The sequence below is a fragment of the Bradyrhizobium sp. 27S5 genome, assembly GCF_037217225.1.
Classification (GTDB): Bacteria; Pseudomonadota; Alphaproteobacteria; order Rhizobiales; family Xanthobacteraceae; genus Bradyrhizobium; species Bradyrhizobium septentrionale.
The window spans coordinates 5,008,130-5,033,548 of the sequence record NZ_CP147714.1 but is presented as its reverse complement, the minus strand read 5'-3'; the positions used below and the strand labels follow the sequence as shown (position 1 = coordinate 5,033,548).

The window sequence follows — 25,419 nt, the reverse complement described above, 5'->3', positions numbered from 1 at the left end:
CAAATAAATCAGCAAGTTGGTGGTTGAGGCCTCTTTACCCGTCCACCGCTTTCCGCTCAAATCCGGCAGTCCCTTGTGGGTTGGCGTAGGGGGCGATCGAGTTAGGCGGAAAGAATGGCCGTAACGAACAAGTTGACCGCACTGGGCGTCAGCCGGGTTAAGGAACCTGGGCGATACGCGGACGGTGGGAACCTGTATCTCCAAGTTACCGACACCCTAACTAAAGCTTGGCTATTCCGCTACATGCTAGCCGGCAAAGCGCGGGAGATGGGGCTCGGCTCGGCGAACACGTTCACGCTGGCCGAGGCGCGCGAGCGCGCACGCCTCCAACGGCAACTACTCGCCGATGGTATCGATCCCATCGAGCACCGGCGGGCCCGGCAAGCCGAAGTCGCGATCGCGAAGGCAGCGATGGTGCCTTTCAAGGACTGCGCTGGACAGTACATTGAGGCCCAGAAATCCGGCTGGAAGAACGTCAAGCACGCGGACCAATGGACGTCGACGCTGGAAAAGTGGGCATATCCGATCCTGGGAAAGGTACCGGTCGGAGGCATCACGACGGACCTTGTGCTGAAGGTGTTGGAGCAGCGGGTGGGGGAAGGACCGGACGCTCCGACCTTTTGGAATGCACGGACCGAGACCGCCAGCCGCGTCCGCGGCCGGATCGAAAACATCTTGGACTGGGCGACGGCTCGCAAGCTGCGTCACGGGGACAATCCGGCGCGGTGGAAGGGGTTGCTCGACAAGTTGTTGCCAGCCCGGTCGACTGTCTCTCCAACGCAGCATCACAAGGCTTTGCCGTACGCTGACATCCCGGGCTTCATGGCGGATCTGCGGCGGCGCGACAGCCTCAGTGCCAGGGCGCTCGAATTCACTATCCTCACGGCTGCGCGCACTGGTGACACCGTTGGTGCGCAGCTCATCGAGATCGATGCCGCAGACGGGCTTTGGACGATCCCGGCCGGGCGTCTGAAGGGCAGGAGAGGCCGCCGAAAGCGCGATCATGTCATACCGCTTTGCGATCGAGCCTTGGCGATCCTGAAAGACCTATCGCAGGGCGCGGACTTCGTATTTGCCCATGAAGACGGCCTGCCGCTCTCAAACATGGCAATGCTCGAACTGTTGCAAGGCATGGGTTTCGGAAACGACCTGACCGTTCACGGTTTCCGAAGTAGCTTCAAAGACTGGTGTAGCGAGCAAACGTCCTATCCGAACGAAATGTCGGAGATGGCGCTTGCCCATACCGTGTCTGACAAGGTCGAAGCCGCCTACCGCCGCGGCGACATGCGCGAGAGAAGGCGACGACTAATGGCCGATTGGGCGGACTACTGCGCCAGCCCGCCAGCAAAGGCCAGGAGCAACGTCGTACCAATCAGACTCGCATAATGAGAGAGGCCCCGCCAGCGCTGGAACGCCGACGGGGCTGACCACTACCCGCACGCAGGAGGTGCGACCCGTGGCAAAGCAGGAAATCAGACGGCTGCCGCCGTTCCGGGCGCCGTTCTACTTCGCGCCAGAATACCTTCGAACGGCCATCGAGTGGAAAGCAAATTTTGTTGCCCTTCTTGATGAAATTTTTGGCGAGATGGCACTCTTCGGAAAGACGGACGATTTCTTTGGCGACTGGACGTTGCGAGTCCGCTTTGAGCGCATCCAGCTCGCATTTTGTGCGCGAACCGGCGTGTTTATGCTCGATGAGTACGCGATCGCAGACGACGACCTCGGCAATCCCCCCACACGATGGGTTGGGCCATGTCACCCGCCGAGGTGGTTCCAACGGGAACTGATCGAAGAACCTCCGCCAGCGGCATTGCGCGACGAGGTGGCTCGCGTGTCGCGGTTCAGCGACTGCTTGATAGAGCGGATGTACCATCGGTATCGCTCCGCTTTGCGCTTGGGCCATGCGTCTGTTGAGGCGCGTCGAGAAGCTCTTGGTAACGACTTTAGGGTGCTGGCTTTCGACCAGCTGCGAGGACTTCGGACCGGAGCCCTCGATGATCAGAATAATTATGAGATGCCCGGCGGTCGTGAATATATTGACCTGTACGATGCCACCGGCCGAGACGGAAAGGTGTTTTATTCTCTGTGTGTTGTGCCAACCGGCGCGGCGCCCGGCGCTTCCACGAAGAAACGTGCAAAGCAGCCCGACAGACGTTTTCGCTATCCACCAAATCAATACGATCCGATCATCGTAGCCATAGTAGCCAAGGTAAAAAATCTCTCGAAGAAACTCGCGACTCAGGCTGAAGCGCAACGCCTATGCGTTGCCGAATTCAGTCGTCACGGGCTACCGGTACCCAAAAAAAGCGCCTTAGAAAGCCGAGTGAAGAAATTTTTTTAGGCGCTTTTGTTCACGGGAAACAGACACCTGCAGGTTACCCGGCATTTTGAATTACCGGGTAAACACCGGGTACAAGGGAGACAATTCCATAGCGTTCCGTTTTTCTCCGCTCATTGCTTGGGGAGACCCAGTGACACTGAGATGGAGTTTGGAACATGACGCTCGCATCGGGCAACACGACGGAGCGCAAGCGCGTCCCTGAGAGGGGGGCGCCTATGCCATTTGAGGAATTCGTTCGCGTATACAGCCTGCCGCCAATCGTGCCGCCGAAGCGCTGCTACGAAATCTTGACCTGCGGTCACTCGAAATACTATCGCCTGCGGCAAGACGGAAAACTCCGCATAGTGCCCCGGCCGGGAGGCGGCGTTGGTACGCCAGCAGAGGACATCTACCGGCTGTGCACGGGGGCGACCTGATGCACACGCTCGCCGGCGTTCGCTCATCTGCTTGGGCAACCTACCGTCTTGCCCAGACGGAAGTCAGACGGCCCGGCGGCGCACTATTCGGTCTGCGCCGGACAGTGAGCTGTCCGCGCCCTAAGAACGGGCACGCCCGCCTCCATCAAGGTCTTAGGCTGGCGCACCGGTGTATGTCCCTCAACTACCAGGAAATGGCGTCTGCTGGCTTTGGCCCATTGCCAAGAGCCGTCGATCAGCGCGACAGCCTTTGCTCGAATCGGCTCATTCGGGCTCGGTTTCCCGTACCACGTAACGCCGCAGCCTATCCCGGAACTTGCCAATGAGCAGGGCCGAGACGGCGGACGACTATTGCGGTTTCGTGGTGCGACTGAACGCGGATTGGCGAATCGTGGAGTGCCGCGATCGGATCCAATGGATTCTCCAGCGCCGAGGATCACCAAAAAAGTCACGTAGAAACGATTGGCGCGGTCGAAGCTACTGCCGGACCTCTGAAGCACTCATCCGCTGTACGCGAGAATACGCGGGCGCCATCGATCCGACGGCTGCCGTCATTCTCGCCGCGTTGCCGGCGCGCATTGAACTCGTCAGTCCGGCGACGAGAGAGAATCCTCGTGACGACGCATTTGCGAAGGCGGGAGATCATCATTGAACGGAAGCGGGCCCGACCGTCCCAGGTCGAGCCCGCTAGAAATGGCGCTGGTCGGAGCAGTCACGGCAGCGGCGCCACCATTGTTTACTACGATGGAACGTCTACTGTGGGGCGCGATCACAGACAAGGCCCGGTCCGAAAGGTGCGAGGGCTGATCGCCGGTGCGACGTCTAGCACCGTTAAGTTGGCACCGAGATGATCCGCAGCGTCGCGAAGATCATCGCCCTAAGCGGCGGCAGGCTCCGGCAGGCAAGATCGCGACGGGCGTAGGGACCGGCCTTGGCACTTGGTGCCGGGGCTGGTCGTCCTATGCCCGTCACAGCGGACCCTCCAACAGGCAAGAAGATAGAAGATGGTTTGGAAGCTTGCGTAGGCATCTACGATCGGCCGTCGCCGGGTGTCTTGAGTGGCGGGGGCTGTGCCGTGCGCCCACCGGCCCCTCAAGATCGGGCTCTGGTTTAGGCTCGCCAGCGAATCGTTGGCGCGTATATTTGAAGCTCAGCGCGCACACGCCGCGCGTTCAAACTATTCAGGTCGCCATCCGAGGTGCCGTCACGGAGCTGGCCGCGGCCGGCGCCGACGCGCAAGCTGCGCGGCGTCGAATGCCAAGACAGTTCCGCGCTCGCGAGCGAGGTCATTTATTTCAGCTTCGTGACCCTGACTTCAACGGGCTACGGAGACATTTACCCGGTACATCCGGTGGCACGCAGTCTGTGCAACTTTGAAACCATACTTGGTCAGCTCTACCCCGCCACATTGCTCGCGAGGTTGGTATCACTGGAGATCGAAGGTCGGCGCTGAGATGGCGGCGTTGTTCAGGCCGCGAGCCAAGGTCGACGACGTGATCAAACAACTGAGCCATTTCCGGTCGTGGCACATTGCGTTTTCTCTCTGCTCTGCGGCATTTGTTCGCTATTGGCGCATACGGCTTCCTGACGACCGAGCCTAACGCCGCGGTCGCCCCAAATCCATCCTGAGGCATCCGTGTTGGTACGCGGGGCGTCAGATCAAACGGCGGATATACTCACTTTAGGGGATGAGGCAGATCGCCGCATAAATCCAAGTATCCATCAAATGGCATATTCCTAGCGGGACGGCATTCTGTAGAAATGGCGTCTCGCGGATCAGCCTAAAATGAAGACTGACCAGCCGGGCGTCGATGCCACTTGAGAGTAGCCGACCTGGTTCCGCAGTCACCGTTGCTTCGTTGTCTCAAAGAGGCGACGTGGTGACCGAAAACACCGGTGAAGGCACCGACACCGTGCACACCATTGTCAACTATGGCCTGACCGCAAACGTCGAGAATCTATTCCTGGACGGATCCGGAAATCTCGCCGGCAACGGCAACGGGCTGAACAATATTCTGACCGGCAATTCCGGCAATAACCTTATCTACACGTTTGACGGCGTTGACACCGCCAGCGGAGGCGCGGGGAACGACGTCCTCGTTCTCGGCAACGGCAACGACAATGGCGACGCTGGCGACGGTAACGACTACATCTATGCGGGAGCCGGCAATGACGTCCTGGTCGGCGGTGCCGGGCTCGACGTTCTGTTGGGAGAGGACGGCAACGACGCGATCTATGGCAGGTCGGGCTTCAACTATCTGTTCGGCGGCAGCGGCACCGACACCCTGATCGGCTCGGGAGGGACTGCCGCTAGCGATGTCAATGTGATGTACGGCGATGATGGTGCCGACTACCTTTATGGCGGGCAAGGCACCAACTGGCTCTATGGCGGTACCGGCGTCGATACCATGTTTGGGGGCTCGGGGACGAACCTCTTCATCTCATTGGGCGAGACTGACGGCAACCTGATCTACGGCGGTTCTGGCCAGAACTATGTCTACGGCTCCAACGGCGGCGATACGGTGACCGGCGGCAGCGGCGTCGACGTGTTCCTGATGGGCACCGGGGCCGACCAGATCAACGGCGGCGGCGGGGTTGACTATGCCTGGGGTGGCGGCGGCGCCGATACATTCAACATCAGCGACACCAGCCAGGAGATCATGGTCGTCCAGGACTTCAACACGGGCGGAGTGAACGACTTCGTCAACTTCGCGGGTACATCGCTGCATTCGTTCGCCGATGTTCAAGCCGCCGAGACCTATGTTGCCGGGACCAACACCACGATCATCACCGACGCCGCGGGCAGCGCGGTCTGGCTGATCGGGGTCGCGCCGGCACGGCTCGACGCGAGCATGTTCAAGTTTGCCTAAAGGAAACCGGTGACTCTTCGGGTTCCTTCGTCGCTATGTTTCAGACAGAGCCCACACCGTGAAAGCTGCCATCGCCTACACTCGTGTTTCCACCGCCCAGCAGGGCAAGTCCGGTCTTGGTCTTGAGGCGCAGGAAGTGGCACTCGCGCGGTTTGCGGAGGCCGAAGGCTTTTTGCTGATCGAGACCTATCAGGAAGTCGAGACCGGGAAGGGCTCCGATGCCTTAGACCGTCGACCGCAGCTGGCGGCCGCGCTCAAAGCAGCTCGCAAGCACAAGGCGCCGATCATTGTGGCGAAGCTCGATCGGCTTAGCCGGGACGTGCATTTCATTTCCGGCTTGATGTCTCACAAGACCCCATTCATTGTCGCAGAATTGGGCGCCGATGCGGACCCGTTCATGCTGCACATTTACGCGGCGCTCGCCGAGAAAGAGCGCCGGTACATCTCCCAACGCACCAGGGACGCCCTTGCGGCAAAAAAGGCCCAGGGCGTCAAGCTGGGGGGGCTCAATGCTAAGGGCATTGCCAACCAACGCGAAGCGCAGGAGAGGGCCGAGCGGCTGCGGCCGATTTTCGCCGAACTCGCTGGAATGTCTCATCGTGCAATCGCAGCCGAACTTAACGCGCACAAGATCGCCACGCCGGCGGGCGGGCAATGGCACGCGGTCACCGTGAAGCGCGTGCTCCAACGCCTCAGCTGACTAGCCACCGCCTCGGACAGGCGCTTGCGCGCGGGCCCCCGAAGATGTCGGCATTGGCCGCTGCGGCTGCCGAAGAAGCTACGAGGTCGCTAAGCGGCTTCAGCAAGGTCGCTCATGCGAGCGCAGGCCGCGCGGCTTTGGCGTGCTGACCAAGCTGGATCAGCTGGCCCGTTTGGTCGGGACCTGCACAACGTCCTCACCATCATGGGCCCCGCTCGAATTCGGCGAAAGCGCTGCGAGAAGGGCATTGCCCGCGCCAAGCGCAGGGGCACGAAGTTCGGCAGGCCCGCTGTTCTCGACGACCGCTACGCATCCGCCGCCGAGCCAGCCCGCGAGTACGCGAGCACCCCTTTTGCCTAAGCTAAGGTGCCACCCAGTGATCGGATAACAGCTCAAATGACTTCGAACTCTGAAATACCAGCAGAACTACTTGAACGCTTTCACTCGCTGCCTATCGCGAGCTGAAGCGCCGAGAGTCCATTTTCTGCTTCAGCCGCTATTCATTCACGAGGCGAATGCCTGAGCTTAGCGTTTGCCAACTTCGTGGCCTCGATCGCTTTAGGCAGCGGGCACCCTGAATGGTCGAAGATTGATATGGAGAACCTTCTGCGCACTGGGCCGGCATTTGGTGCAGGAGCAACTACTTGGACCGCAGCGAGCCTCGGCGATTGATACTGCGCGAGATCCTTCGCGGTTACTACCGCCAGCTTGGCGTACTTTTCGAAGTAAGGCTCGCGACCGTCGGTCCTCCACAGCGATAGTTCGCCGGCCGACGTGCCACTTGGTTGATGTGCTGCAGCCAAGCCAGTGAACAGCTCGACGAATTCTTGTAATACTTCCTTGGCAAGCTTTCTTCCGTTCATCGCCGCGTCGTTGACGACGCGCTCGGCGACCAAGGCGCGCTCGACCGTCGCCTTGTTCAAGGTTCCTTTGGCGCGGCCGCCGCGCCGTTCCCCTGGTCTTGCACCACGCGACATTTCCTTGCCCTAGTCTCGCATCACGCGACATTCTACCTCACTAATTTTGTAAAGATAGTAAAACAGGACAACGCTAGAGGAGGTATGATGGAGGATCAAAGACACTTCCCAGAATCTGGTCTTCGAACAACGCTCACGTGACGAGATCTGCAGAATGAGCTTGATCTGCTCTTCGCGATCCGAAGGGCGCCGGGCGGGTAAGGAGCTTCCCAAAGCCAAACCAGCTGCCGGCGGCGAGGCCAGCGAGGATGGTGAAAGCGAGCACTGGGAGCGGCGGCGCGGTGATTTGAAAAAGCGCGCCCGCCTGGGGAATCGTCAGCAAGATCGTAACGACGAAGGTCGTCAAAGCAAATATACTCCAGAACACGAAGCGCCGAGCGTCGAAAAACGACGTTCCCACCTCAGCTGAATTGGCAAATGCCAGCGTCAGATTCCCAAGAATGGTAGCAATAAAGGCAGCGGCGCGCGCTTCAGTCGTCTGATATCCAAACCCAAGCAGGCCATAGTAGATGGAGAACGCGGTGATCAGAATCATCGATCCCTGGGCAACGCTTAGCAGCAGTTCTCTTCGACCGAACAGCGAAGTATTCTTGCGTGGACGCTGGCGCATGATCTCCGGTGTTGATGGCTCCGCTTCAAATACAAGTGAACACACGGGATCGATAGCGAGCTCTAGCAGAATGACGTGCACGGGAAAGAGCAGGGGAGGCAGCGCAAAGAGAATAGGCAGCAATGCCAGTCCCGCAATGGGAATGTGAGTTGCGGTAATGAAGATCAGCGCCTTACGCAGATTGGCAAAAATTCGACGCCCAAGCCGGATGCCGCCGATGATGGATGAGAAGCTGTCGTCGAGCAAGACGATGTCGGCGGCCTCGCGCGCCACGTCCGTGCCCCGTTTGCCCATCGCGAGGCCGACCTGCGCCGCTTTAAGGGCTGGTGCGTCATTGATGCCGTCGCCGGTCATCGCCACGATCATCCCGCTCGCCTTCAGCGTCTCCACCAATGCCAGCTTTTGTTCCGGCATCACTCGAGCGAACACGCGAACGGTTTTGCAACGCTCGCGAAGGATCGCCGGATCCATCGCCGCGATCTCGCGCCCCGACAGTACGCCAGCTTCAATCGGAATACCCGCTTCGTGGGCGATCGCTAGGGCGGTCGCCGGATAGTCTCCGGTGATCATGGCGACTGAAATACCGGCCTGGTGCGCAATCGTGAGGGCGTCGCGCACGCCGTCACGAACCGGATCTCGAAACCCGATCAGACCAGCGAATTGGAAGGGCGCGTCCGTCACATCCGACGGCGCGGGCTCGTTCTGCTTATGGAATGCGACCCCGAGCACCCGCAGGCCGCGATCCGCCATCTCTGCGACAACGGCAAGCATTTGTTGTTGGACTTCCGGTTGAAGCCGGCAAATCCGGAAGATCGCCTCGGGAGCTCCCTTGGCCGCGAACACCAGATCGTCCGTGCTTCTCCAAACATTGATGACCGCAAGTAGGTCCTGGCGAAGTGGCTGGGTTTTGTGTGGCGTATCGCCGACAATGTTGTTATCCCGCTGGACGTTCGGAACCAGGGAGCGGATCGCGACATCCATTGGATCTACCGGGTACACCGCCGAGGAAAGGGCGGCCATGGTGAGCACATTGGTGACGTCCAGATTGGAGGACTGGTCATCAGGCAGGTGCATCTTGCTCCCGGCCCAGATGGCGGCCACCGTCATTCGGTTCTCCGTCAATGTACCCGTCTTGTCGACGCAAAGGAAATTTATAGCTCCCAGTGTCTCGACCGCCGCGGCACGGCGGACGAGAACTTTGTTTTGGGCCAGCCGCCAGGCGCCGAGGGCCATGAAGATCGCCAGAACCATCGGAAACTCCTCCGGCACCATGGCGGTCGCCAGCGTAATGCCCGAAAGCAGCCCCGCTATCCAGTCATGCCTCAGAATGCCATAAGCGAGGACTACCGAAAGGCAAATGACGACGCTGAAGATTCCAAGCCGCGCGACCAGGCGCGCCGATACGCGCTGCAGTGGCGTCGGCTCAGGTTGGATCGATTGCAGGGACGAGCCGATATGTCCCAATTTCGTCGCCATGCCGGTGGCTGTTAGCTCGATCATACCTTCGCCGGCCACGACCAGCGTACCCGCAAAGACCAGCGCGCCGGATTGATCGGGAGTAGTGCTGATCCGCGCAGATTTCGATACCGGCACGGATTCCCCGGACAGCAGAGATTCGTCCACTGTAATGACACCGGCGGACGTGATCCGTCCATCTGCCGCGACGCGTTCACCCGCGGTTACCAGCATGAGATCACCGGGGACCAACTCGCGAGAGCGGATCCGCTGTTCGCGGCCGTTGCGGATGACCCTTGTCTCGGGTTCCGAGAGCGCCTGCAGGGCCTGCAACGCGTGCTCGCTTCGTGTTTCCTGGAGGATTACCATCCCGAGCGACACGAGCGCCCCCGCGCTTACAAACAGGCCTTCACCAAGGCTTCCGAGAATGAGGTAAAGGCCGGCAGCGACGAGAAGCAAAACGAAGGTCGGCTCGCGCAACGTCTCGAAGATGATGTGGAAGACTGTGCGAATCTGTTCGGTACGAATAACGTTCGGTCCGACCTGCGCGATCAGCAGCGTGGCTTCTGCTTCGGTCAGACCCGTTTGTCTTCGGGGGGCGTCCGAGGAGTCCTGGCTCATGACGACTCCAGAAAAAATCAGTGCGAAAGGAGCGTTGGCACCGGCGGTCTCGACATGATCGACCTGGTGGCGCCACCCAAAATGAACTCGCGAAAGCGGGAGTGACCGTATGCACCCATGACCAGGAGATCGACCTTGTTGGCGGAAACAAATTGCGTCAGAACGTCGCCGATGGCCCGGCCTTCGGAATCAACCTCGTCGACAATGACGTTGATCCCGTGTCGGGCCAAATGCGTGGCCAGTTCAAAGCTGGCGCGCGAAGAATTGAAAGACTTCTCGTTGACCACGCAAATAATCCGTACTGTTTTTGCCCGCTCAAGAAGCGGAATAGCATCAGCGACCGCGCGAACGGCAGTTCGACTGAAATCCCAGGCTACCGCGATTGCATCCAGTTTAGCTTCAGTGCGTGGCAACTCCTTGGGAACGATCAGAACAGGTCGACCCGATTGGAAAACGACCGTTTCCGCATAAGCTGGGTTGGCGCGGTCGTCCGCTGGCATCGGAATGATCGTCAGATCCCTCAAGCGTGCGTAATCAGCCATCAGATCGGGGACCGCGCCGACCAGGCAGCGTTCGTGGATGAGTTCATGCACCACGCCGCGCTTGTCAGCTTCTTCTCCGAAGGTTGCAAGCATGCTCCTGGCGTTCTCCTTGCTCTTGTTCATCTCGGCGCCGACGAGCGCCGAGACATTCATTAGAGAGTTCCCAAGTAAGTTGCCGGGAATTTCAATTTTCACGTCGGCGACGAAGGCTGCTATCCGGCAATTGACGAGTTCTGAGAACGAGGTGGCCCACTTGACGGCGTCAATATCCGATGCGTTGGGATAAGTAGTTAAGACCAATAGGACATCCTGGATATTCATGATGGTTGCTCGCGGTTCGGGTCGAAGTCGAGTTCGTCGATAATGTCTCGCCGCAATTGGGAGTTGGAGCGAACATACTCTACTCATGCGAGGGGATGGACTTTGATCGGGATCAAGCGGCCGAAGTAAATGGCCTACGCTTCAGGGGGCACTTGCGGTAGACGCAATGGCCTCATCCCTAACCAATTGCCTAGGTAGGTAAGCCGCTCGCTTCGAAGGAGCGGCCTTTGTTGCGGTCTGGCTGCAACGGAACCCGAGTTCGGACCATCGCCTCGGGCAAACAAGTGTAACGCTTTTAGGATGCTACACGCGCGATACATAGGTACGCATCCGGTGACGGCCCCCGGTCAGCTCACCTTGGGCGGATGGCTGATTTGCGCTCAAGCAGCGTGGGCGACGCTCTGAGGGCGCCAATTCCAAGGCAGGAGTTCGTGAATGCGCTTGGCGGGATGATCCGGCAAGCGGCCGAGCACATCGGCGAGCCAAGCCTGCGGATCGATGTCGTTGAGCTTGGCGCTGGCGATGAGGGTGTAGATGGCCGCGGCGCGTCGGCCGCCCTCATCGGAGCCTGCGAAGGTCCAATTTCTTCTTCCCACGGCGACAGCTCGTAGCTCGCGCTCGGCGGCATTGTTCGACATGCAGAGCCGCCCGTCATTAAGGAAGCGGGTGAATGCGTCCCAGCGATTGAGGCAGTAATTGATCGCCTTGGTCGTGTCGTTGTTCTTGGAGAGCTTGGCGCGCTGCTCGCGCAACCACGCCTCCAGCTCAACGATCAGGGCGCGGCTACGCTCCTGGCGCACGCGCAGGCGCTCCTGCGGCGCAAGACCGTTGATCTCACGTTCGATGGCGAACAGGACATCGATGCGCTTGACCGCCTCGGCCGCGATCGGCGCCTTGCTGAGCCGTGCCAGATCAAAGAACTTGCGCCTGCCGTGCGCCCAGCACGCGGCCTCGATGATTGGGCCTGCTTTGCGATTGGCCTCGTAAAGCCTGCTGAACCCGGCGTAGGCGTCGGCCTGCATCAGTCCGGCATAGCCGGCCAGATGCTGCTCCGGATGCTCACCACCGCGGTCCGGCGAGTAGAAGAACACAGCCGCCGGCGGATCTGGCCCGGCAAACGGGCGGTCGTCGCGCACATAGGTCCAGAGCCGGCCGGTCCGGGTCTTGCCCTTGGCCAGGACCGGCACCGTGGTGTCGTCGGCGTGGATGCGCTCGGCCGCGAAGACGTGGCTCCGGATCGCATCTACCAGCGGCATCAGGGTTGCGGCGGAGGCGCCCACCCAGTCCGCGAGCGTCGACACGTCGAGGTCGACGCCTTCACGTTGATAGACGTCGCTCTGACGATTGAGCGGCAGGTGCAGGCCGTACTTGGCGAACAGGATATGGGCCAGCAGCTTGGGCCCCGCACGCCCGCGCGCAATCGGATGCGAGGGGGCCGGCGGCTGGGTGATCGCTTCGCAGGCCCGGCAGACGAGCTTCTCGCGCACATGCTGGATCACCTTCCACTGGCGCGGAATGAGCTCCAGCGTCTCGGTCACGTCCTCGCCGATCTTGCGCAACCGGCTATCGCCGCAGCATGGGCAGGTGGCAGGCACCGGATAGACAAGGCGTTCCCGCGGCAAATGCTCCGGCAGCGGCCGGCGGGCCGGCTTGCGGCGCTCGAACGATGGCACCGCAATCTTGTCGGCTGCCATCTGCGCCGCCGTCTCGGCTTGCGCCGCGTTCTCCTCCAGGTCGGCGAGCTGCAGCTCGAGCTGGTCCAGCAATGCGCCGCGCTCGGAGGACTGTCCGAACTGCTCGTGCCGCAGCTTCCTGATCGCGAGCTTGAGCTTCTCGATCAGCAGTGTCCGTGCCTGAGCCTCCGCCTCCGCGGCCAAGCGGGCCGCTCGCTCGGCGCGCAGCATCGCCTTCAGCGTCGCCACATCGTCGGGAAGAGAATCATCGGCGCCCATCGCCGACCAGAGAATCACAAGATGCGGTCTCTGTCCGAACTGCCGATCGTGCTATCGATTCAAATCCCAGCGATCAGCCAGCCGCCTGCGGCCGCCACGTGTGTTGCGGCATCCGCCAGTCAATGCCCTCCAGTAGGTAGCCAAGTTGGGCTGGGGTGATACTCACCACGCCATCAACCGGTGATGGCCAGAGAAAACGGCCGCGCTCTAGCCGCTTGGCGTAGAGCGACATGCCTAATCCATCGTGCCAGAGGATCTTGATCAGCTTGCCGCTCTTGCCTCGGAACACGTAGAGGTCGCCGCCGTGCGGGTCGCGCCTGAAGGCTTCCTGCACCAGCATGGCCAGCGAGTTCATGCCGCGACGCATGTCGGTGTGGCCGGTCGCAATCCACACCCGCACGCCCGACGGGATGGGGATCACCGCAGCCGTCCATCTGCCAGCGCCGCGACCACCGCCTTCAGCGTCGCCGCGTCGACCGCGCCAGTAATCCGCATCCGAGCTCCGGCCGCAAACTCGATCTCGATCGCCCCGCCGGCCGGCTCGACTGGACCAGGCGTCGCCCCCGATTCCGGTACCAGCATCGCCGGTATGAAGCTCGTGTGCTGATCGGCGGCATCCGCCGGCTCGGGACGAAACGCTCGCCGCCATCGCAGCAGCAACGAGCGCGAAACGCCATATCGCCGCGCCGTCGCCGCGACCTGGCGCGGCGCCTGTAAGCTCTCCAGGACGATCTTGAGCTTCTCATCCTCGGACCAGCGCCGTCGCCGGCCTGTATCCACTACTTCGAGCCGTTCGACTTGGGCACTGCGCCTATCACTGTCCATAAGGACAGTTCTCAACAACACGCCTCACTCGGCAAGGCGGCCTTCACCGGACGGATACATACATAGTAATGCTGCAGGTCCAAATCGCCGCAACGCGGGGGCGCTGTAACCTGGTCAACGGTCCGAAATGCTTCCACCTTAGCGTCGTGCTGCGTAAGAGCGGTGCCGCTTTGAACGCGATCGGGACTGACCTGGATCGTCCATCGCCACCCTCTCGGATTAATCGACTGAATGATTGAGTATTCAATTCCCTTGTACGATCCAGAGGCCATGCTTCACCTCACCGTTGGCTTTGAGGAATCTCTAGCGCCCCTTCGGAGGCCTCCCCTTGACCCCTATCAAATGCGCCACTTGCTTTTTCAAGTCAGGTCACTCTGAAGCAAAACAGGCCGTTGCCCGTTTCGGCGTCTCAAATGACCTTGAATCCTCGGGAAGATTCGCGATTGGTCGCCGTGGAACAGGAGGGCGTGCTTGGCAAAGAAGCAGATGCGCAAGCAATATGAGCGCCCTTGATGCGCATCAATCTGCCGTGCGTTGGTGTGGACTAGACTTTGCGATGAATGGCGGGAGGTGTCGATGAGCGTCGTCGATTATGGTCGTGTTAGAGTTCACAAAGATTGCATTGAACGGTACCGGCGATTGTTGAGAACCTCTGTCACGGATATCGAGCGCCGTTACATGGAGCGCCGACTGTCCCAGGAGACCTCTGCCTTGCAGGCCCTGCTCAGGTTCGACGCGTTTGCGGCCGCGCACGCTGCCACGAAGCGACATTGTACAGAAATGCAAGGCGCTTCGGGTAAGGAGAGACCATGATGCCTCGATATGTTGTGCGATTTATGAAGACCGTTTCGGGCGATAACGGGCACGAAGCCGAAATTTGCCAACGCTTCGTTGAGGTGGACGCGCCAGATAAAAGCAGCGCGGCCGAACTAGCGAAAACAAGATTTTGCGAAACGGAGCATTTAAAGAATTGGTCGATCCATGCAGACCGAATTTGTGTTTTGGATGCGGAATTTCCTTCTTAGCGGCTGTCGCACCCTTACGTTTGCGAGCGAACGGTTGACCTACAAGGGGAGTTCCATGCTGACCGTCGGGATGATGATGCAGGTGGTGCAGCCGAAGTTCGAACTGACGACCAAACGCGCGTGGGATTGAGCGCCGTCGAGAATGACATCCGCAATGTTGAGATGGAGGAAGAAATAGGCCTAGTTACACGAAAGTGGCGCATTGATTGGCCGAGCCAGCGGACATTCACCCAAAACCAAATGCAGCAGAGTAAGGCCGTCGGCCCAGTGGCTTAGGTGCTGGTAGCTTGATCCACAAGTTGATGGCGGAGGAGCGCGCCAAGCTAGCCGAATGGCACGCTAAGCGATATCAAGCCAGCCGCATCTGGCATGGTACCTTTGGCGGTGATCTCCGTGTAGGGGCAATTCTCCTTCCTGCGACATGCATTACGCGGCGCGCCATCTGAGCCGGTGTGGTTGGCGCGGCCGCGAGCGGCGGCGTTTGGCGTTCTGGACGGGATTCAAGGCGAGTGCGCCGATTCCGGCAGCGCCGATTTCGGCGCCTCCAAGCGGCAATCTGCGGCCCTTGATCCGGGTCAACTGCCGGAGCCGCTTTTGCGACATTGTGCAATGTGAGGAGATGCTCATGTCCTGGTTTGTGTTTAGCGGCGCGCCTGCAAATCCAACGGTCGAATTTCTTGGCTCGTTGTTCCAGATCTCCACCATGATCGATTGGCTGGATCCATCTGACGGGCGGACCGGTCGCGATATTTCGGTGTTTGATGGCAGCACCGCTGTCTCAGAGCTTGCGGCGCCGGGCGGCGTTGGCGGCACGGGTTATCTCTTTAATCAATTCTTTGCAGCCGACACATCGCTGCATCAGTTTGTTTGGAGTGGTTCAGGTTCTTCCATCACCGGCTCAGCCGGAGGTGACATTCTCGCGGGCGCTGCACTCGCACAAACCTTATCGGGCGGTGACGGCAATGACATCATATTCGCGAACCAGGGCAGCGACACCGTGTTCGGAGGCACCGGAGACGATTACATTTCCGCAGGGACCGACGATAGCAGCAATGATGTCTTTTACGGCGGGATCGGAACCGGCGACAGCGCCGCTGGAGCCGATACGATCAGCTATTCAGGCACCGGCACCGGCATCTGGCTCGACCTGCTTAACAGCTTCGCACAAGGTGCTACGATCGGCCACGACGTGGTCGACAGCTTCCGAAACGTCGTGGGTTCCTTGGGCGACGACACCGTCATCGGGGACCTGCTTAGAAATGTCATAACCGGCAATTCCGGCAATGATTACATTTTCGGTCTCGACGGCGACGATTTGCTGAGTGGCGGCCCAGGCAGTGACGTTCTTGTCGGAGGACAAGGTGACGATTGGATGTGGGGAGACGACGGCAACGACTGGCTGTACGGCGGTCCGGGCAGAGATATCATGGTCGGCGGCAGCGGAAGCGATGTCCTGCTCGGTCAGGAGGGCGACGATGAACTGTATGCAGGTCCCGGTGATGATTATGTATACGGAGGCAGTGGCACAAATATCCTGATCGGCGAGGACGGCGTCGACGTGCTGATCTCCGAAGGGACGAACGACAGCATGTTCGGGGGTGATGGCGGCGACTATTTCTATGCGTATGGTGGCCCCAGCACCACGGCGTCTGGCGAGGCGGGTAACGACATCTTCGTCATGCAGTCCGGAAGCAATCTTGCTTACGGCGGTGACGGCCAGGACTACTTCTACATGGGGGATGGCAATGATCAGATGTTCGGCGGGGATGGGGTCGACGTGCTTCTCGGCGGCGCGGGCAACGACTATTTCGACGGCGGAACCGGCGTGAACTATTACTTTGGAGGCGGCGGCAGCGACACCGTCGTCTCGAACAGTGTCCCGAGCGTGCAAGTCGTCCAGGACTGGGCTGCCGCAACGGACACGGTGCAACTGAATGGCTCCGGCTTCGGTTCATTCGCCGATGTGCTCTCACATTCCTACCAGAACGGCGCCTATTTCGTGGTTCAGGTCGATGCCGACACGGCGGTTTGGCTCAATGGAGCCACAGCGGACACGCTAACGGCAGCGAACTTTAGCATTGTGAGCTAATAGCGCACTCTAACGGCGGAGGCCGCGGCACATCTCTCACGACAACATATCGCAGCTGAGGTTGTGCTAGGTCAAATTCGTTCACGCAGCGGGCTTAGCTTCAGGGTCGCGAAAAACTTGGGACCGGCTTGGCTCTTGAGTGAAAATGATTACTTGGACTGCGCACGGCCGTCCTGTTGAGTTCAGGACACAGCTTCACCCTCCCGTTTTGTCACGTTGCGAACAGCGCCTTCGCCCATGCGCGGGCTGAGGAGCAGCGGCATGGCAAAGAGATGTTGCAAAAGCTATGCGCCGGCTGTCACTCCATTGCGAGAACCGGCAACAGCCCTAACAGGCAAGCGCCGCCCTTTCGCACTTTTAGTGAAACTAAGCTTTACGACAGCGACTTCTTGCAACGACTGCAGGACGGCTATAGCAGCATTCATCCCTTCATGCCGACGTTCCGCTTCAACAAGGAGGATGCGGAGGAGGTCGTCAACTATATGAAGTCAATTCAGGAACCATCCAAGCCGAAATAAAACTTCAACTTCTTGGCACTAGAAACCGAACTGGCCGCTCGGCTTGAGCGCACCATCCGTGCCGACCTGAAACTACAAGATCGAAGTGTGGCGAAACAGCTTACCGAAAGACCGCTGGCGACCAATAGGGATACACCTACTTAGACCGTCATGGACTCAATCTTCGACCTATGCCACCCGCCCTCATGCCCGAGCCGAAGTCGGCGCTCCGTTGAACTCGGTCAGCTTCTGAATGTGCGCGATCGCGGCGCTGACCTCGTCGAACAGCATCTCGAGCATCATCCGCAGGCCTGCCGCACCTTCGCGCGGGGATTGGCGCTCGCACGCGTCCAGCCGGACGCAGCATCGCCAATCCGCAGGATACCGAAAATCTCCAATTGCTCCACGCCATCTCTACTTTCGCCGAGCACCACAAGAACAAGGCGCTGGTCCGGCATCCTCTCGAAGAAACTCACGATGGCGAGACCGTCAAGTTTTATGCCGAAGAGGAGGACATTCTGATCATCTGCCGAAGCTTGGTTGTCCCGATGATCATGCGTCGGATCCAAAATGCGCGTCGATCGCTGCTGCACTTAGAAGCGACGCCTTTGCGACCAAAGTGCCATTTGAAGCCGGTGTTCGACAGCTTCTTCCGCGTTTTCCGCGAAACCTGAATCCAGGTTTGAGCGGATTGCCCGTCCGCAATCGCAGGAACCGCTCGAGGGCCGCGCCCGGCGCGCACCGCAATCCTTAGAAGGCGGCTTGCTTGTCGCGTGCGGCCCGGCGAACCGGCTGTACAGGTCGGCGATGTCGCGACGGATCGGCCACATCGCATCGAACGATTTCCTAATAAGATCGGACCTGCTCAGGTCTCATTGATCAGACTAGCAGGCTCGTAAAGAATGACTCGGTGACCTCACTGACTGACGGCTCCTTCTCGTTAGAAGTGGCGACGGTGACAAATTCGTTTTTGCAGTTCCAGCAGTGCCAAAGATCCTGGACTTCCTGCGCGTTGGCGCGTTCATACCATTCGAGATGGACCAACCCAGAACCACACCGAGGACACTGTGGTTTTGAGATCGATGTCATGTGGAACCTCCTTCGTTTCGCATTGTGCAGCGTGCCATTCCTGGTAGTTTCGGAAATGATCTGTATCAAGATTGCTCGTGAGAGATGAGCCGCGCGGTAATTGCCGCGCACTTAAAGATCGGCGACATCCGGTATCGAAAGCCTTCGCTTGTGCAGTCAAGTCGGCATTTGCCTTAGATCAAGAGTTTACGATTGCGGCTGGCTGTTCCCGCAGCTTCGCCTTCTCAAGCGTAACGAGATCACCGCAGCCCTCGCAGGCAAATTGTGGTTCGTCGTGAGGCCCCGGCATAGCGTACTCATATCCATGGCCGGAAGCAGGACCGGGAGGATTGGAGCCGAAAAGCCCGTGGCCTTGCCCCGGATCGTCCTTACGGACGCAGCGAGGACAGTACCGGTCGGCGGCCTTGCCGAGTTGGCATCCAAATTCTTTCCGAAGGGCTTCTCCCTGCCACGTCGTGCCATCGCGCTTGACGAGCTTTCTGGCGCGCGCGAAAGCATGGCGTTCAGCCGCGTCGTCGCCAATACGGATCGTCTGGTCCAAGTGGAAAGGGCAAACCGCTATGGCATGGGTCGTTTCCAGCGCGTAGTGTACGGCTGAACCGAGATCATCCGCGTAATAGGTTCCGGACATGCGCGCCTCCTGCTCGGACGTAGCGGGCTCGGAGTACCTGTGGGCCCGAGCCCATAGCCTCAACAGCTTTAGACAGGCAGGTTGTTCGGCTACACCGCTTGTCTAGCGCGATAAGGCAACCGTGTTTTTGATGTAGCGCAAAGAAACTCCGCTCTTGGTCAGAGAAGTGCCAGTTTCGTATGCCGCCCGGGTGTTGCCGTTGCGGCAAGCGTGCCCCCGGCGTGCGGAGGACGCCCATTCACCCGGACCCACAGCAGCAGGATTAGGGACAGATTCGCGTGGCCGAAAGCATCGCGGATAAGTTTCACGCATCTATGATCGGCGTTTCAGCGTCCGCCATCGATCCTCCCTTTGTCGCCGAGGGCGTGATCATCGATCAGACTACTGAAGAGGATATCGAGCGGATGCGCGCCGATCTTGCGGCGAAGAGCGAATGGTTGAGGAAGATGCGGGCGGGAGCGCGATAAGGTGGAGTGACGGTGTGCGTTGGAATCCCCGACCGCGTTCCTGGCGGAGCAGGCCAAATTCAGTCCGATTACTTTCACTACCTCGATTCGGATGAGGCCATTCCGCGGATGGGGCGTCCCACGCTGTCAGTGCCGGAAGGTGTGACCAAGTTATCGGCCGACCGCGTCGTCATCGGTTGGAAAGATACCCGCGAGGCACGTCAGGCGGTTCGAGACGCGTTGCCCTTCCTGATCCGGGCTTCGAAGGTGACGATCGCCGAAATCTGCGCGTCGGATGAGCAAGATGTAGCCGCGCACCGCTTGCGCGATGTCGCGGGCTACCTTGAACGGCACTGCGTCAATTGCCAGTTCGAGGTTCGCGTCCACACCGCGGAGCCAGACGCAGAGTACCTCATCAGGCTGGCCAGGACCGAAGGCGCCGATCTTATCGTTACGGGTGGCTATGGGCACAGTCGACTGGGTGAATGGATGTTCGGTGGCATGACGCGCGGCTTGCTGCAGCAAGCTCCAATCTGCCTGCTGATGTCGCACTAATCGCTTAAGTCGGGAGCCGCAGCAGCGGCGGCTCTCGCCACCCTCCAACGCTGATTTATCACCACAGTCAGCGCAATTCCGTTGAGTAGTTGTAGCGTATCGGCCTGACGGGCCTTCAGGCGCGCCCGCAACCCAATGATCACCATCCTTGACATAGGATCGCTTGACCGCCGACCACGCGGTCCGGTAAGCGATTTCTTCCTGCCTGCGGTCGCCCGCATGCGCGGCAAATCCGTGATTGAGGGCCTCGCGATAGATTTCCTGGGCGTGGGGTGGCAGATGATTTTGGATCGGGAGCGGAAGGTATCATTCGAGCGATAAGGCATGTTGATCTCCGTCAATCCACCTGCGCCCACTCCTCGTCCTCGGGCGAGCGCTCAGACACGAGCCCATATACGGAACCGAACCGCCGCAGGTGATCATGGACCTTGACTACGCCCTTGACGTTCTCTGCGGCAACGATGGCGGCCGTCCGACAAGGTTCTTCGAAAATTGTGCCGCTGAGATGAAGGATTCCATCCTTGACGATCACGTTCAGTCCGGACGGGCACCAGTCCTTGTTCTCGATCTCCTCGACGACTTGTGCGCGAATACGTTCATCGTCAGTGGTAGGGTCGGCCACCCGGCCGGCCAGGCTTGCCGCTGCCTGCATCAGGTCTGACCGGGTCACAATTCCAGCGAGCTTCCCGTCTTGCACAACCGGAACGCGCTTGATGTTGTTTCTCTCCATGATCTCGACGACCTCGGCCAAGGTGACCTGTTCGTCCACCGTGATCGGAGCGGCGGTCATGATCTCGGCCACCTTGCAACCGCGCTCGTGAACGTAGTTTTCGGCGGCTTCGCCTGCGCCAAGGATCAATTCGAGCCAGCGGGCGCGCTTGCGTTGCGTGCCGATTTCACTTCTCCGCAGAAAATCGCTCTCGGACAGGATGCCAACCAGCGCGTGACGCCCGTCGACAACCGGCAGCCCGCTGATGTGATGCCGGACCATGAGGCTTGCGGCTTCCGCCATATCGGCTTCGGGAGCGATCGAAATGACGTTCCGGGCCATGATCTGATGAACTCGCACAGAAACCTCCCGTAGCTGATCTCTGAACTGATAAGCGTTGCAGGGCGACTGGTGCTTGATCCGCGTCAATCCGCCAGGCCGCGTCGGCAGGTGATGCTTGCCGCGCCAAGTCGGCAACCGTGGAGCTGATTGCCGCTCGCCGCCGGCCCGGAAGCGTCGAGCCGGCACAGTCTCAAGGTTGACGTGCATCAAGACGGGCGCGCTGTGCCCATCCTAGACTAGAATCGTTAAATGGAGATAGCGCATGTTCGCAAAGGATGTGATGCGCGCCTCGTTCGCGACAATCGAGCCGGGCGCGGCGTTGCTTGATGCTGTTCGGCTGCTGCTGGAAACGGGTCAACGAGGCTTGCCCGTGCTCGACGGCTCCGGATCTCTAGTCGGCGTGATTTCGGAAGGCGATTTTCTCCATCGCAGGGAACTCGGCGTGCATTGCCCCGAAGGGTTCTGGCTCGAATGGCTTCTCAGCAAGGAGGAGGGAAGGCTCGTACGCGAGCGGACCCGGGCTCTCCGTGTTGATGCTGTCATGAGCCGCAAGCCCGTTTTCGCCGACGAGCATGCAACGGTAGACGAGATCGTCGCCGAAATGGACAATCATCAGATCTCGCAGGTGCTGGTACTTCGCGACACGCGGGTCGTTGGCATTGTGGGCCGTGCGCAGTTGCTCCTGGCGCTCGAGCAAAGCCTCAGCAGATCGACGACGGATTGAGCTGCGCCCCACCGGGTGGCAACGCGCGGTTGATCCGGATCAACTCCAGCGCATGCTGGCGGATGTTAGATGCGGTTCACAGGCAAGGAGGCTACCATGATGACCCGGAACGTCGGACGCGTTGATCAGTATGCCCGAATCATCATCGGTTTGGCTCTGACCGCTTATACCGTGAAGGATGGCTCGCTCGGGATAGGCTGGCTGGTTGCCGGGACCCTCGGCTTCATCCTGATCGCGACCGCATTCTTCTCGTATTGTCCGCTCTACACGTTGCTGGGAGTGAACACCCGGCAGAATCCCAGCTCGGTCTAGAGATCTGGCAACGTTGATGAGCATAGATTTTACTCTTGCCGAGCTGCGATCACGGCTCGATCGCCTCGACCCCGGCGCTGTTTTGAGTCTCTCCGAGCACATTATGAGCGTTGTTTGGAATCAACGAGGTCGCTGCCGCCAAGGTCGCGCAGTTTGCCGGGACGAATCGTTGCGTGAGCATCCCGGGCGCAGATGCGGTGTACTTCCGCAGATGGAGCACTGACGTGTACGAAACGAACGAATCGACCGAGTTGGCGTAGGGCGACGCTGCAGTATTCAGCTGAGCCGAAGTTCGCGCACCCTCAGTCGAGGGTGATGATGGTCAGAAGCAACCGGAATATCTCCCAGCCCGCGGCGGTCAGCAATGCTCCAACGATCAACAGCCGGCCGTACCATGAGACGGTCGGGCCGCCTCGACGATGCCGACGCCGCGCGGAGTCTTCGAACGTCGGCATCGAAGCGTCCGCCGTAGCGACGCGATCACTGCTGCCAACTGCCTCTTCAAACCTCTGCCGGTTCTGCTGCCGTGGTCGATCCATTTGCCGTCCAGCCCTGCACCAAATGACATGAAGGATCGCATTCGAGAGGGCTGATGACCTTGATGCGGATCAACCGTGGTCCGGCGTGCCACCAAGACTACCGCACGCCGGCACGCCAGATTGTCGTCATCCATTCAGGGCGGCATCGCCGGCAGGATGTTGTCGTCCCAATGCGGCGCGATTTGGCTCGCGCCGAGCGACCGCAGGAAGCGCAAAATGCTTTCCGGCCTCAGCGGCGGCGAGGTAGCCGAGCGTTATCAGAATAATAGCGCCCAGAAGCACAGGCGGCAGGCCCGCGAATCCGAATAAGGATCGGACGGGCCCCAGCGCCAGGAAGGCGGCGGCGGCAAGGGCGCCCAGCGAGCCCAGGACCAGCACGCGATGCGGCCGGTTGGCCCACCATGGCGGTCGCCGTGAGCGGATCAGGAAGATGACCAGGATCTGGGTGGCGATGGATTCCAGGAACCAGCCGGTCTGGAACGCGGCCGCGTCAGCGTGGAAGACCTTCAGAAGAATGATGAACGTCGCGGCGTCGAACAGCGATGAAATCGAACCCATGACAACCGTGAATCGCAGGATATCGGCTATATTCCACGATTGCGGTCTCTCGGCATCCTCCTCGTCGATCTCGTCGAAGGGAATGCCGATCTCGGAGAGATCGTAGAGCAGGTTGTTCAGCAGGATCTGCAGCGGCAAGAGCGGCAGGAACGGGAGGACGATGGACGCCAGCGCCATCGAGAGCATGTTGCCGAAATTCGAACTGGTTCCCATGCGGACATATTTCAGGATGTTCGCGAAGGTTCGCCGTCCCTCGATCACGCCGGCGCCCAGCACCGAGAGATCCGGAGCCAGCAGGATCATGTCCGCCGCGGCGCGTGCCACTTCGGTCGCGCCGGCCACGGAAATCCCGACTTGGGCCGTGTGAATTGCCGGAGCGTCGTTGATGCCGTCGCCCATGAAGCCGACAACGTGACCACGCTGGCGCAAGGCCCGGATGATCCGCCTCTTCTGCTCCGGATCGACCCTGGCGAACAGGTCGACATCCTCGATCTGCGCGGCGAGCGCCCGATCGCTCAAATCGGCGATCTCGTTGCCGGTCAGGATGCGGCGTGAGGGTAATCCGACGGCATCCGCGACGTGAGCGACCACCGCCGCGTGGTCACCGGAGAGCACCTTGATGCGGACGCCGCGTGCCATGAGTTCCCGGACGGCTTCAGCTGCGTCGCGCTTGGGTGGGTCGGCGAAGGCGCAGAAGCCGACCAGCGTAAGGACACCCTCGTCCTCCGTCGTAACGTCCGCTTGATCCGGAGCCATAGTCCGAATGGCGACGCCTAGCAGCCGAAAGCCCTGCCGGGCATGGTCATCTTGCAGGCGAACAAGCTCGGCGCGATGGCTGTCATCCAGCGGTCGCGCCAAGCCGTCGACCTCGACCGCGACCGCACGAGCCATGACGGCTTCCGGTGCGCCCTTGACGATCAGAAATCGGTCATTGCCGCGTGCCGCGAGGACAGAGAGGCAGCGGCGCTCGAAGTCGAAGGGGATTTCAGCGAGCCGGGTCCAGGCGCTGCTTCCCGACGGGATATCCACGGCGAGCAGGGCCTCATCCAGCGGGCTGCGGATGCCGGTCTGGAACGCGCTGTTCAATCGGGCCAGTTCGAGCACCCGCTCGCTACAGCGCCCCGCGGGATCGATATGCGCCGCAAGCGTTATTTTCGCTTCCGTCAGCGTGCCGGTCTTGTCGACGCACAACGTGTCCATCGCGCCAAGATCGTGGATCGCGGAGAGCCTTTTGACGATCACCTGTCTCTTGGCCATCCGCTGCGCTCCGCGCGCCAGCGTCACTGTCATCACCATCGGCAACAGCTCAGGTGTCAGGCCGACGGCCAGCGCGACGGCGAACAGGAACGATTCCATGGCCGCCCGATGCGCCACGAGATGGGCGAGCAGCACGAACAGCGTGAGGAAAATCGTCAGTCTCAGAATGAGCATACCGAGCTTCTGCACGCCCTGCTCGAGCGCACTTGGCGGATCGTTCGCCAAAAGCGCGGCGCTGATCATGCCGAAGCGTGTACGGCGCCCGGTCTCGACGACAAGCATGGTTCCGCTGCCGCCGACGACGCTGGTGCCGGCGAACAGGGCATTGCTAGCTTCCGCGGGCAGACTGGTGATACAGGGCTCGGTCGTCTTGGCGGCCGGAAACGGTTCGCCTGTCATAAGGGCTTCGTTCAGTTGGAGATCGCGGGCCTCAAGCGCGACCCCGTCGGCCGGCACGAGGTCGCCCGTCCGGAGCTGCACGACGTCTCCGGGGACGAGCTCACTCACCCGCAGCGCAACGATCGCGCCATCGCGAATGACATCAGCCTGGATCGCAACCGATCGTCGCAAGGCATCGACAGCGACTTCCGCGCGATGTTCCTGTACAATATCCAGCGTCAGCGACAGGCCCACCACGAGGACGATGATCGCAAAGCTTCCCAGGTCGCCGCTGAATCCTGACACTGCTGCCGCCACGATCAGGATGGCAATCAGCGGATTGATCAGACGATGCACGACCTTTTGCAGCATCGATCGCGTCTGGGAAGGCTCGGCGAGGTTCGGACCGATTTGCGCCAGCCGTCTTTCGGCCTCCCGTTGGCGCAGGCCGCGCCGTGGTGCATCGAGAGTACGCAACAGCGAACTGGTTGGCTCCCGCCAGAACGCCTCAACGGCTGGCCCATACGTTGACGGCTTGAGCGGCATGAGAGTCTCGCGATGCTGGAAAGGATTTGCGGCAAGTCATAGCGCGGCCGCATGGGCTCGAGGTTGATGTGGCTCAAGCCGTCCGGACCGCG

Annotated in this window: 22 protein-coding genes and 2 pseudogenes; 13 read left to right on the top strand and 11 right to left on the bottom strand. The window is 60.3% G+C overall.

Annotated elements, in window-relative coordinates; genetic code table 11:
* Positions 1–114 precede the first annotated feature (114 nt).
* From WDM24_RS23590 to WDM24_RS23565, 6 genes are all read left to right on the top strand, one after another.
* Positions 115–1,386 carry a tyrosine-type recombinase/integrase gene (locus tag WDM24_RS23590; protein ID WP_338827174.1) on the top strand — a complete coding sequence of 424 codons (1,272 nt, stop codon included), beginning with the start codon at positions 115–117 and terminating at the stop codon, positions 1,384–1,386.
* 70 nt (positions 1,387–1,456) lie between these two features.
* The gene (locus WDM24_RS23585) at positions 1,457–2,341 is read left to right on the top strand and encodes a hypothetical protein (protein ID WP_338827172.1); all 885 of its coding nucleotides are present in this window, start codon (positions 1,457–1,459) and stop codon (positions 2,339–2,341) included.
* Between the two features lie 738 nt (positions 2,342–3,079).
* Positions 3,080–3,409, top strand: a complete 330-nt coding sequence (locus WDM24_RS23580) for a hypothetical protein (protein ID WP_338827170.1) — start codon at positions 3,080–3,082, stop codon at positions 3,407–3,409.
* A gap of 546 nt (positions 3,410–3,955) precedes the next feature.
* The gene (locus tag WDM24_RS23575; RefSeq protein ID WP_338827169.1) at positions 3,956–4,210 is read left to right on the top strand and encodes a potassium channel family protein; all 255 of its coding nucleotides are present in this window, start codon (positions 3,956–3,958) and stop codon (positions 4,208–4,210) included.
* Positions 4,211–4,637: 427 nt separating this feature from the next.
* Entirely contained in the window at positions 4,638–5,627 is a 990-nt protein-coding gene (locus WDM24_RS23570; protein ID WP_338827167.1) for a calcium-binding protein, read from the top strand.
* Positions 5,628–5,685: 58 nt separating this feature from the next.
* On the top strand, positions 5,686–6,327 hold the full coding sequence (locus WDM24_RS23565) for a recombinase family protein (protein WP_338827165.1): 642 nt from the start codon (positions 5,686–5,688) through the stop codon (positions 6,325–6,327).
* Positions 6,328–6,827: 500 nt separating this feature from the next.
* Here the strand turns inward: WDM24_RS23565 and WDM24_RS23560 are convergent, their stop codons facing one another.
* The 6 genes from WDM24_RS23560 to tnpA all read right to left on the bottom strand — a co-directional run bounded on the left by WDM24_RS23560 (position 6,828) and on the right by tnpA (position 13,630).
* The gene (locus tag WDM24_RS23560) at positions 6,828–7,304 is read right to left on the bottom strand and encodes a hypothetical protein (RefSeq protein ID WP_338827163.1); all 477 of its coding nucleotides are present in this window, start codon (positions 7,302–7,304) and stop codon (positions 6,828–6,830) included.
* Positions 7,305–7,437: 133 nt separating this feature from the next.
* Positions 7,438–9,990 carry a cation-translocating P-type ATPase gene (locus WDM24_RS23555; protein WP_338827162.1) on the bottom strand — a complete coding sequence of 851 codons (2,553 nt, stop codon included), beginning with the start codon at positions 9,988–9,990 and terminating at the stop codon, positions 7,438–7,440.
* A 17-nt stretch (positions 9,991–10,007) separates the two neighbouring features.
* Positions 10,008–10,853, bottom strand: a complete 846-nt coding sequence (locus WDM24_RS23550) for a universal stress protein (protein WP_338827161.1) — start codon at positions 10,851–10,853, stop codon at positions 10,008–10,010.
* A gap of 380 nt (positions 10,854–11,233) precedes the next feature.
* The gene (gene tnpC / locus WDM24_RS23545) at positions 11,234–12,805 is read right to left on the bottom strand and encodes an IS66 family transposase (protein WP_338832434.1); all 1,572 of its coding nucleotides are present in this window, start codon (positions 12,803–12,805) and stop codon (positions 11,234–11,236) included.
* Positions 12,806–12,878: 73 nt separating this feature from the next.
* A complete protein-coding gene (gene tnpB, locus WDM24_RS23540; protein ID WP_338827160.1) occupies positions 12,879–13,226 on the bottom strand; it encodes an IS66 family insertion sequence element accessory protein TnpB in 348 nt (115 codons plus the stop codon).
* Complete coding sequence (tnpA, locus tag WDM24_RS23535; protein WP_338827159.1) at positions 13,223–13,630, bottom strand: IS66-like element accessory protein TnpA; 408 nt, start codon at positions 13,628–13,630, stop codon at positions 13,223–13,225. Before tnpA ends, tnpB begins: the two co-directional genes overlap by 4 nt.
* A gap of 981 nt (positions 13,631–14,611) precedes the next feature.
* On the opposite strand from tnpA, the gene WDM24_RS23530 reads away from it, so the two are divergent.
* The 4 genes from WDM24_RS23530 to WDM24_RS23515 all read left to right on the top strand — a co-directional run bounded on the left by WDM24_RS23530 (position 14,612) and on the right by WDM24_RS23515 (position 17,915).
* Entirely contained in the window at positions 14,612–14,785 is a 174-nt protein-coding gene (locus WDM24_RS23530; RefSeq protein ID WP_338827158.1) for a hypothetical protein, read from the top strand.
* A gap of 495 nt (positions 14,786–15,280) precedes the next feature.
* Positions 15,281–16,744 (top strand): calcium-binding protein, encoded by a 1,464-nt coding sequence (locus WDM24_RS23525; protein ID WP_338827157.1) that lies wholly within the window; start codon positions 15,281–15,283, stop codon positions 16,742–16,744.
* Positions 16,745–16,920: 176 nt separating this feature from the next.
* Positions 16,921–17,262 (top strand): cytochrome c, encoded by a 342-nt coding sequence (locus WDM24_RS23520; protein ID WP_338827156.1) that lies wholly within the window; start codon positions 16,921–16,923, stop codon positions 17,260–17,262.
* 377 nt (positions 17,263–17,639) lie between these two features.
* Positions 17,640–17,915, top strand: coding sequence for a hypothetical protein (locus tag WDM24_RS23515; RefSeq protein ID WP_338827154.1), 276 nt, complete (start codon positions 17,640–17,642; stop codon positions 17,913–17,915).
* Positions 17,916–18,508: 593 nt separating this feature from the next.
* Here WDM24_RS23515 and WDM24_RS23510 read toward each other — a convergent pair.
* The gene (locus tag WDM24_RS23510) at positions 18,509–18,961 is read right to left on the bottom strand and encodes a hypothetical protein (protein WP_338827153.1); all 453 of its coding nucleotides are present in this window, start codon (positions 18,959–18,961) and stop codon (positions 18,509–18,511) included.
* A 272-nt stretch (positions 18,962–19,233) separates the two neighbouring features.
* Between WDM24_RS23510 and WDM24_RS23500 the strand changes: the two are divergent.
* A pseudogene (locus WDM24_RS23500) lies at positions 19,234–19,962 on the top strand (universal stress protein).
* A 189-nt stretch (positions 19,963–20,151) separates the two neighbouring features.
* Here WDM24_RS23500 and WDM24_RS23495 read toward each other — a convergent pair.
* A pseudogene (locus WDM24_RS23495) lies at positions 20,152–20,220 on the bottom strand (cation transporter); the annotation flags it as partial.
* 79 nt (positions 20,221–20,299) lie between these two features.
* On the bottom strand, positions 20,300–21,031 hold the full coding sequence (locus WDM24_RS23490; protein ID WP_338832433.1) for a CBS domain-containing protein: 732 nt from the start codon (positions 21,029–21,031) through the stop codon (positions 20,300–20,302).
* Between the two features lie 244 nt (positions 21,032–21,275).
* Between WDM24_RS23490 and WDM24_RS23485 the strand changes: the two genes are divergently transcribed.
* Both WDM24_RS23485 and WDM24_RS23480 read left to right on the top strand, forming a co-directional pair.
* Positions 21,276–21,737 (top strand): CBS domain-containing protein, encoded by a 462-nt coding sequence (locus WDM24_RS23485; RefSeq protein ID WP_338827147.1) that lies wholly within the window; start codon positions 21,276–21,278, stop codon positions 21,735–21,737.
* Positions 21,738–21,833: 96 nt separating this feature from the next.
* Positions 21,834–22,049 carry a DUF2892 domain-containing protein gene (locus tag WDM24_RS23480; RefSeq protein ID WP_338827145.1) on the top strand — a complete coding sequence of 72 codons (216 nt, stop codon included), beginning with the start codon at positions 21,834–21,836 and terminating at the stop codon, positions 22,047–22,049.
* A 302-nt stretch (positions 22,050–22,351) separates the two neighbouring features.
* Here the strand turns inward: WDM24_RS23480 and WDM24_RS23475 are convergent, their stop codons facing one another.
* The gene (locus WDM24_RS23475) at positions 22,352–22,504 is read right to left on the bottom strand and encodes a hypothetical protein (protein WP_166208658.1); all 153 of its coding nucleotides are present in this window, start codon (positions 22,502–22,504) and stop codon (positions 22,352–22,354) included.
* Positions 22,505–22,714: 210 nt separating this feature from the next.
* Positions 22,715–25,327, bottom strand: a complete 2,613-nt coding sequence (gene mgtA, locus WDM24_RS23470; protein WP_338827143.1) for a magnesium-translocating P-type ATPase — start codon at positions 25,325–25,327, stop codon at positions 22,715–22,717.
* Positions 25,328–25,419: the final 92 nt, after the last annotated feature.

What these genes read in the sequence shown, in the direction of transcription:
- WDM24_RS23590 (WP_338827174.1), top strand. Translation starts at nt 115, where the DNA reads ATGGCCGTAACGAACAAGTTGACCGCACTGGGCGTCAGCCGGGTTAAG.
- WDM24_RS23580 (WP_338827170.1), top strand. Translation starts at nt 3,080, where the DNA reads ATGAGCAGGGCCGAGACGGCGGACGACTATTGCGGTTTCGTGGTGCGA.
- WDM24_RS23560 (WP_338827163.1), bottom strand. Translation starts at nt 7,304, where the DNA reads ATGTCGCGTGGTGCAAGACCAGGGGAACGGCGCGGCGGCCGCGCCAAA.
- WDM24_RS23555 (WP_338827162.1), bottom strand. Translation starts at nt 9,990, where the DNA reads ATGAGCCAGGACTCCTCGGACGCCCCCCGAAGACAAACGGGTCTGACC.
- WDM24_RS23550 (WP_338827161.1), bottom strand. Translation starts at nt 10,853, where the DNA reads ATGAATATCCAGGATGTCCTATTGGTCTTAACTACTTATCCCAACGCA.
- tnpC (WP_338832434.1), bottom strand. Translation starts at nt 12,805, where the DNA reads ATGGGCGCCGATGATTCTCTTCCCGACGATGTGGCGACGCTGAAGGCG.
- tnpA (WP_338827159.1), bottom strand. Translation starts at nt 13,630, where the DNA reads ATGGACAGTGATAGGCGCAGTGCCCAAGTCGAACGGCTCGAAGTAGTG.
- WDM24_RS23530 (WP_338827158.1), top strand. Translation starts at nt 14,612, where the DNA reads ATGCAGACCGAATTTGTGTTTTGGATGCGGAATTTCCTTCTTAGCGGC.
- WDM24_RS23525 (WP_338827157.1), top strand. Translation starts at nt 15,281, where the DNA reads ATGTCCTGGTTTGTGTTTAGCGGCGCGCCTGCAAATCCAACGGTCGAA.
- WDM24_RS23510 (WP_338827153.1), bottom strand. Translation starts at nt 18,961, where the DNA reads ATGTCCGGAACCTATTACGCGGATGATCTCGGTTCAGCCGTACACTAC.
- WDM24_RS23485 (WP_338827147.1), top strand. Translation starts at nt 21,276, where the DNA reads ATGTTCGCAAAGGATGTGATGCGCGCCTCGTTCGCGACAATCGAGCCG.
- WDM24_RS23480 (WP_338827145.1), top strand. Translation starts at nt 21,834, where the DNA reads ATGATGACCCGGAACGTCGGACGCGTTGATCAGTATGCCCGAATCATC.
- WDM24_RS23475 (WP_166208658.1), bottom strand. Translation starts at nt 22,504, where the DNA reads ATGCCGACGTTCGAAGACTCCGCGCGGCGTCGGCATCGTCGAGGCGGC.
- mgtA (WP_338827143.1), bottom strand. Translation starts at nt 25,327, where the DNA reads ATGCCGCTCAAGCCGTCAACGTATGGGCCAGCCGTTGAGGCGTTCTGG.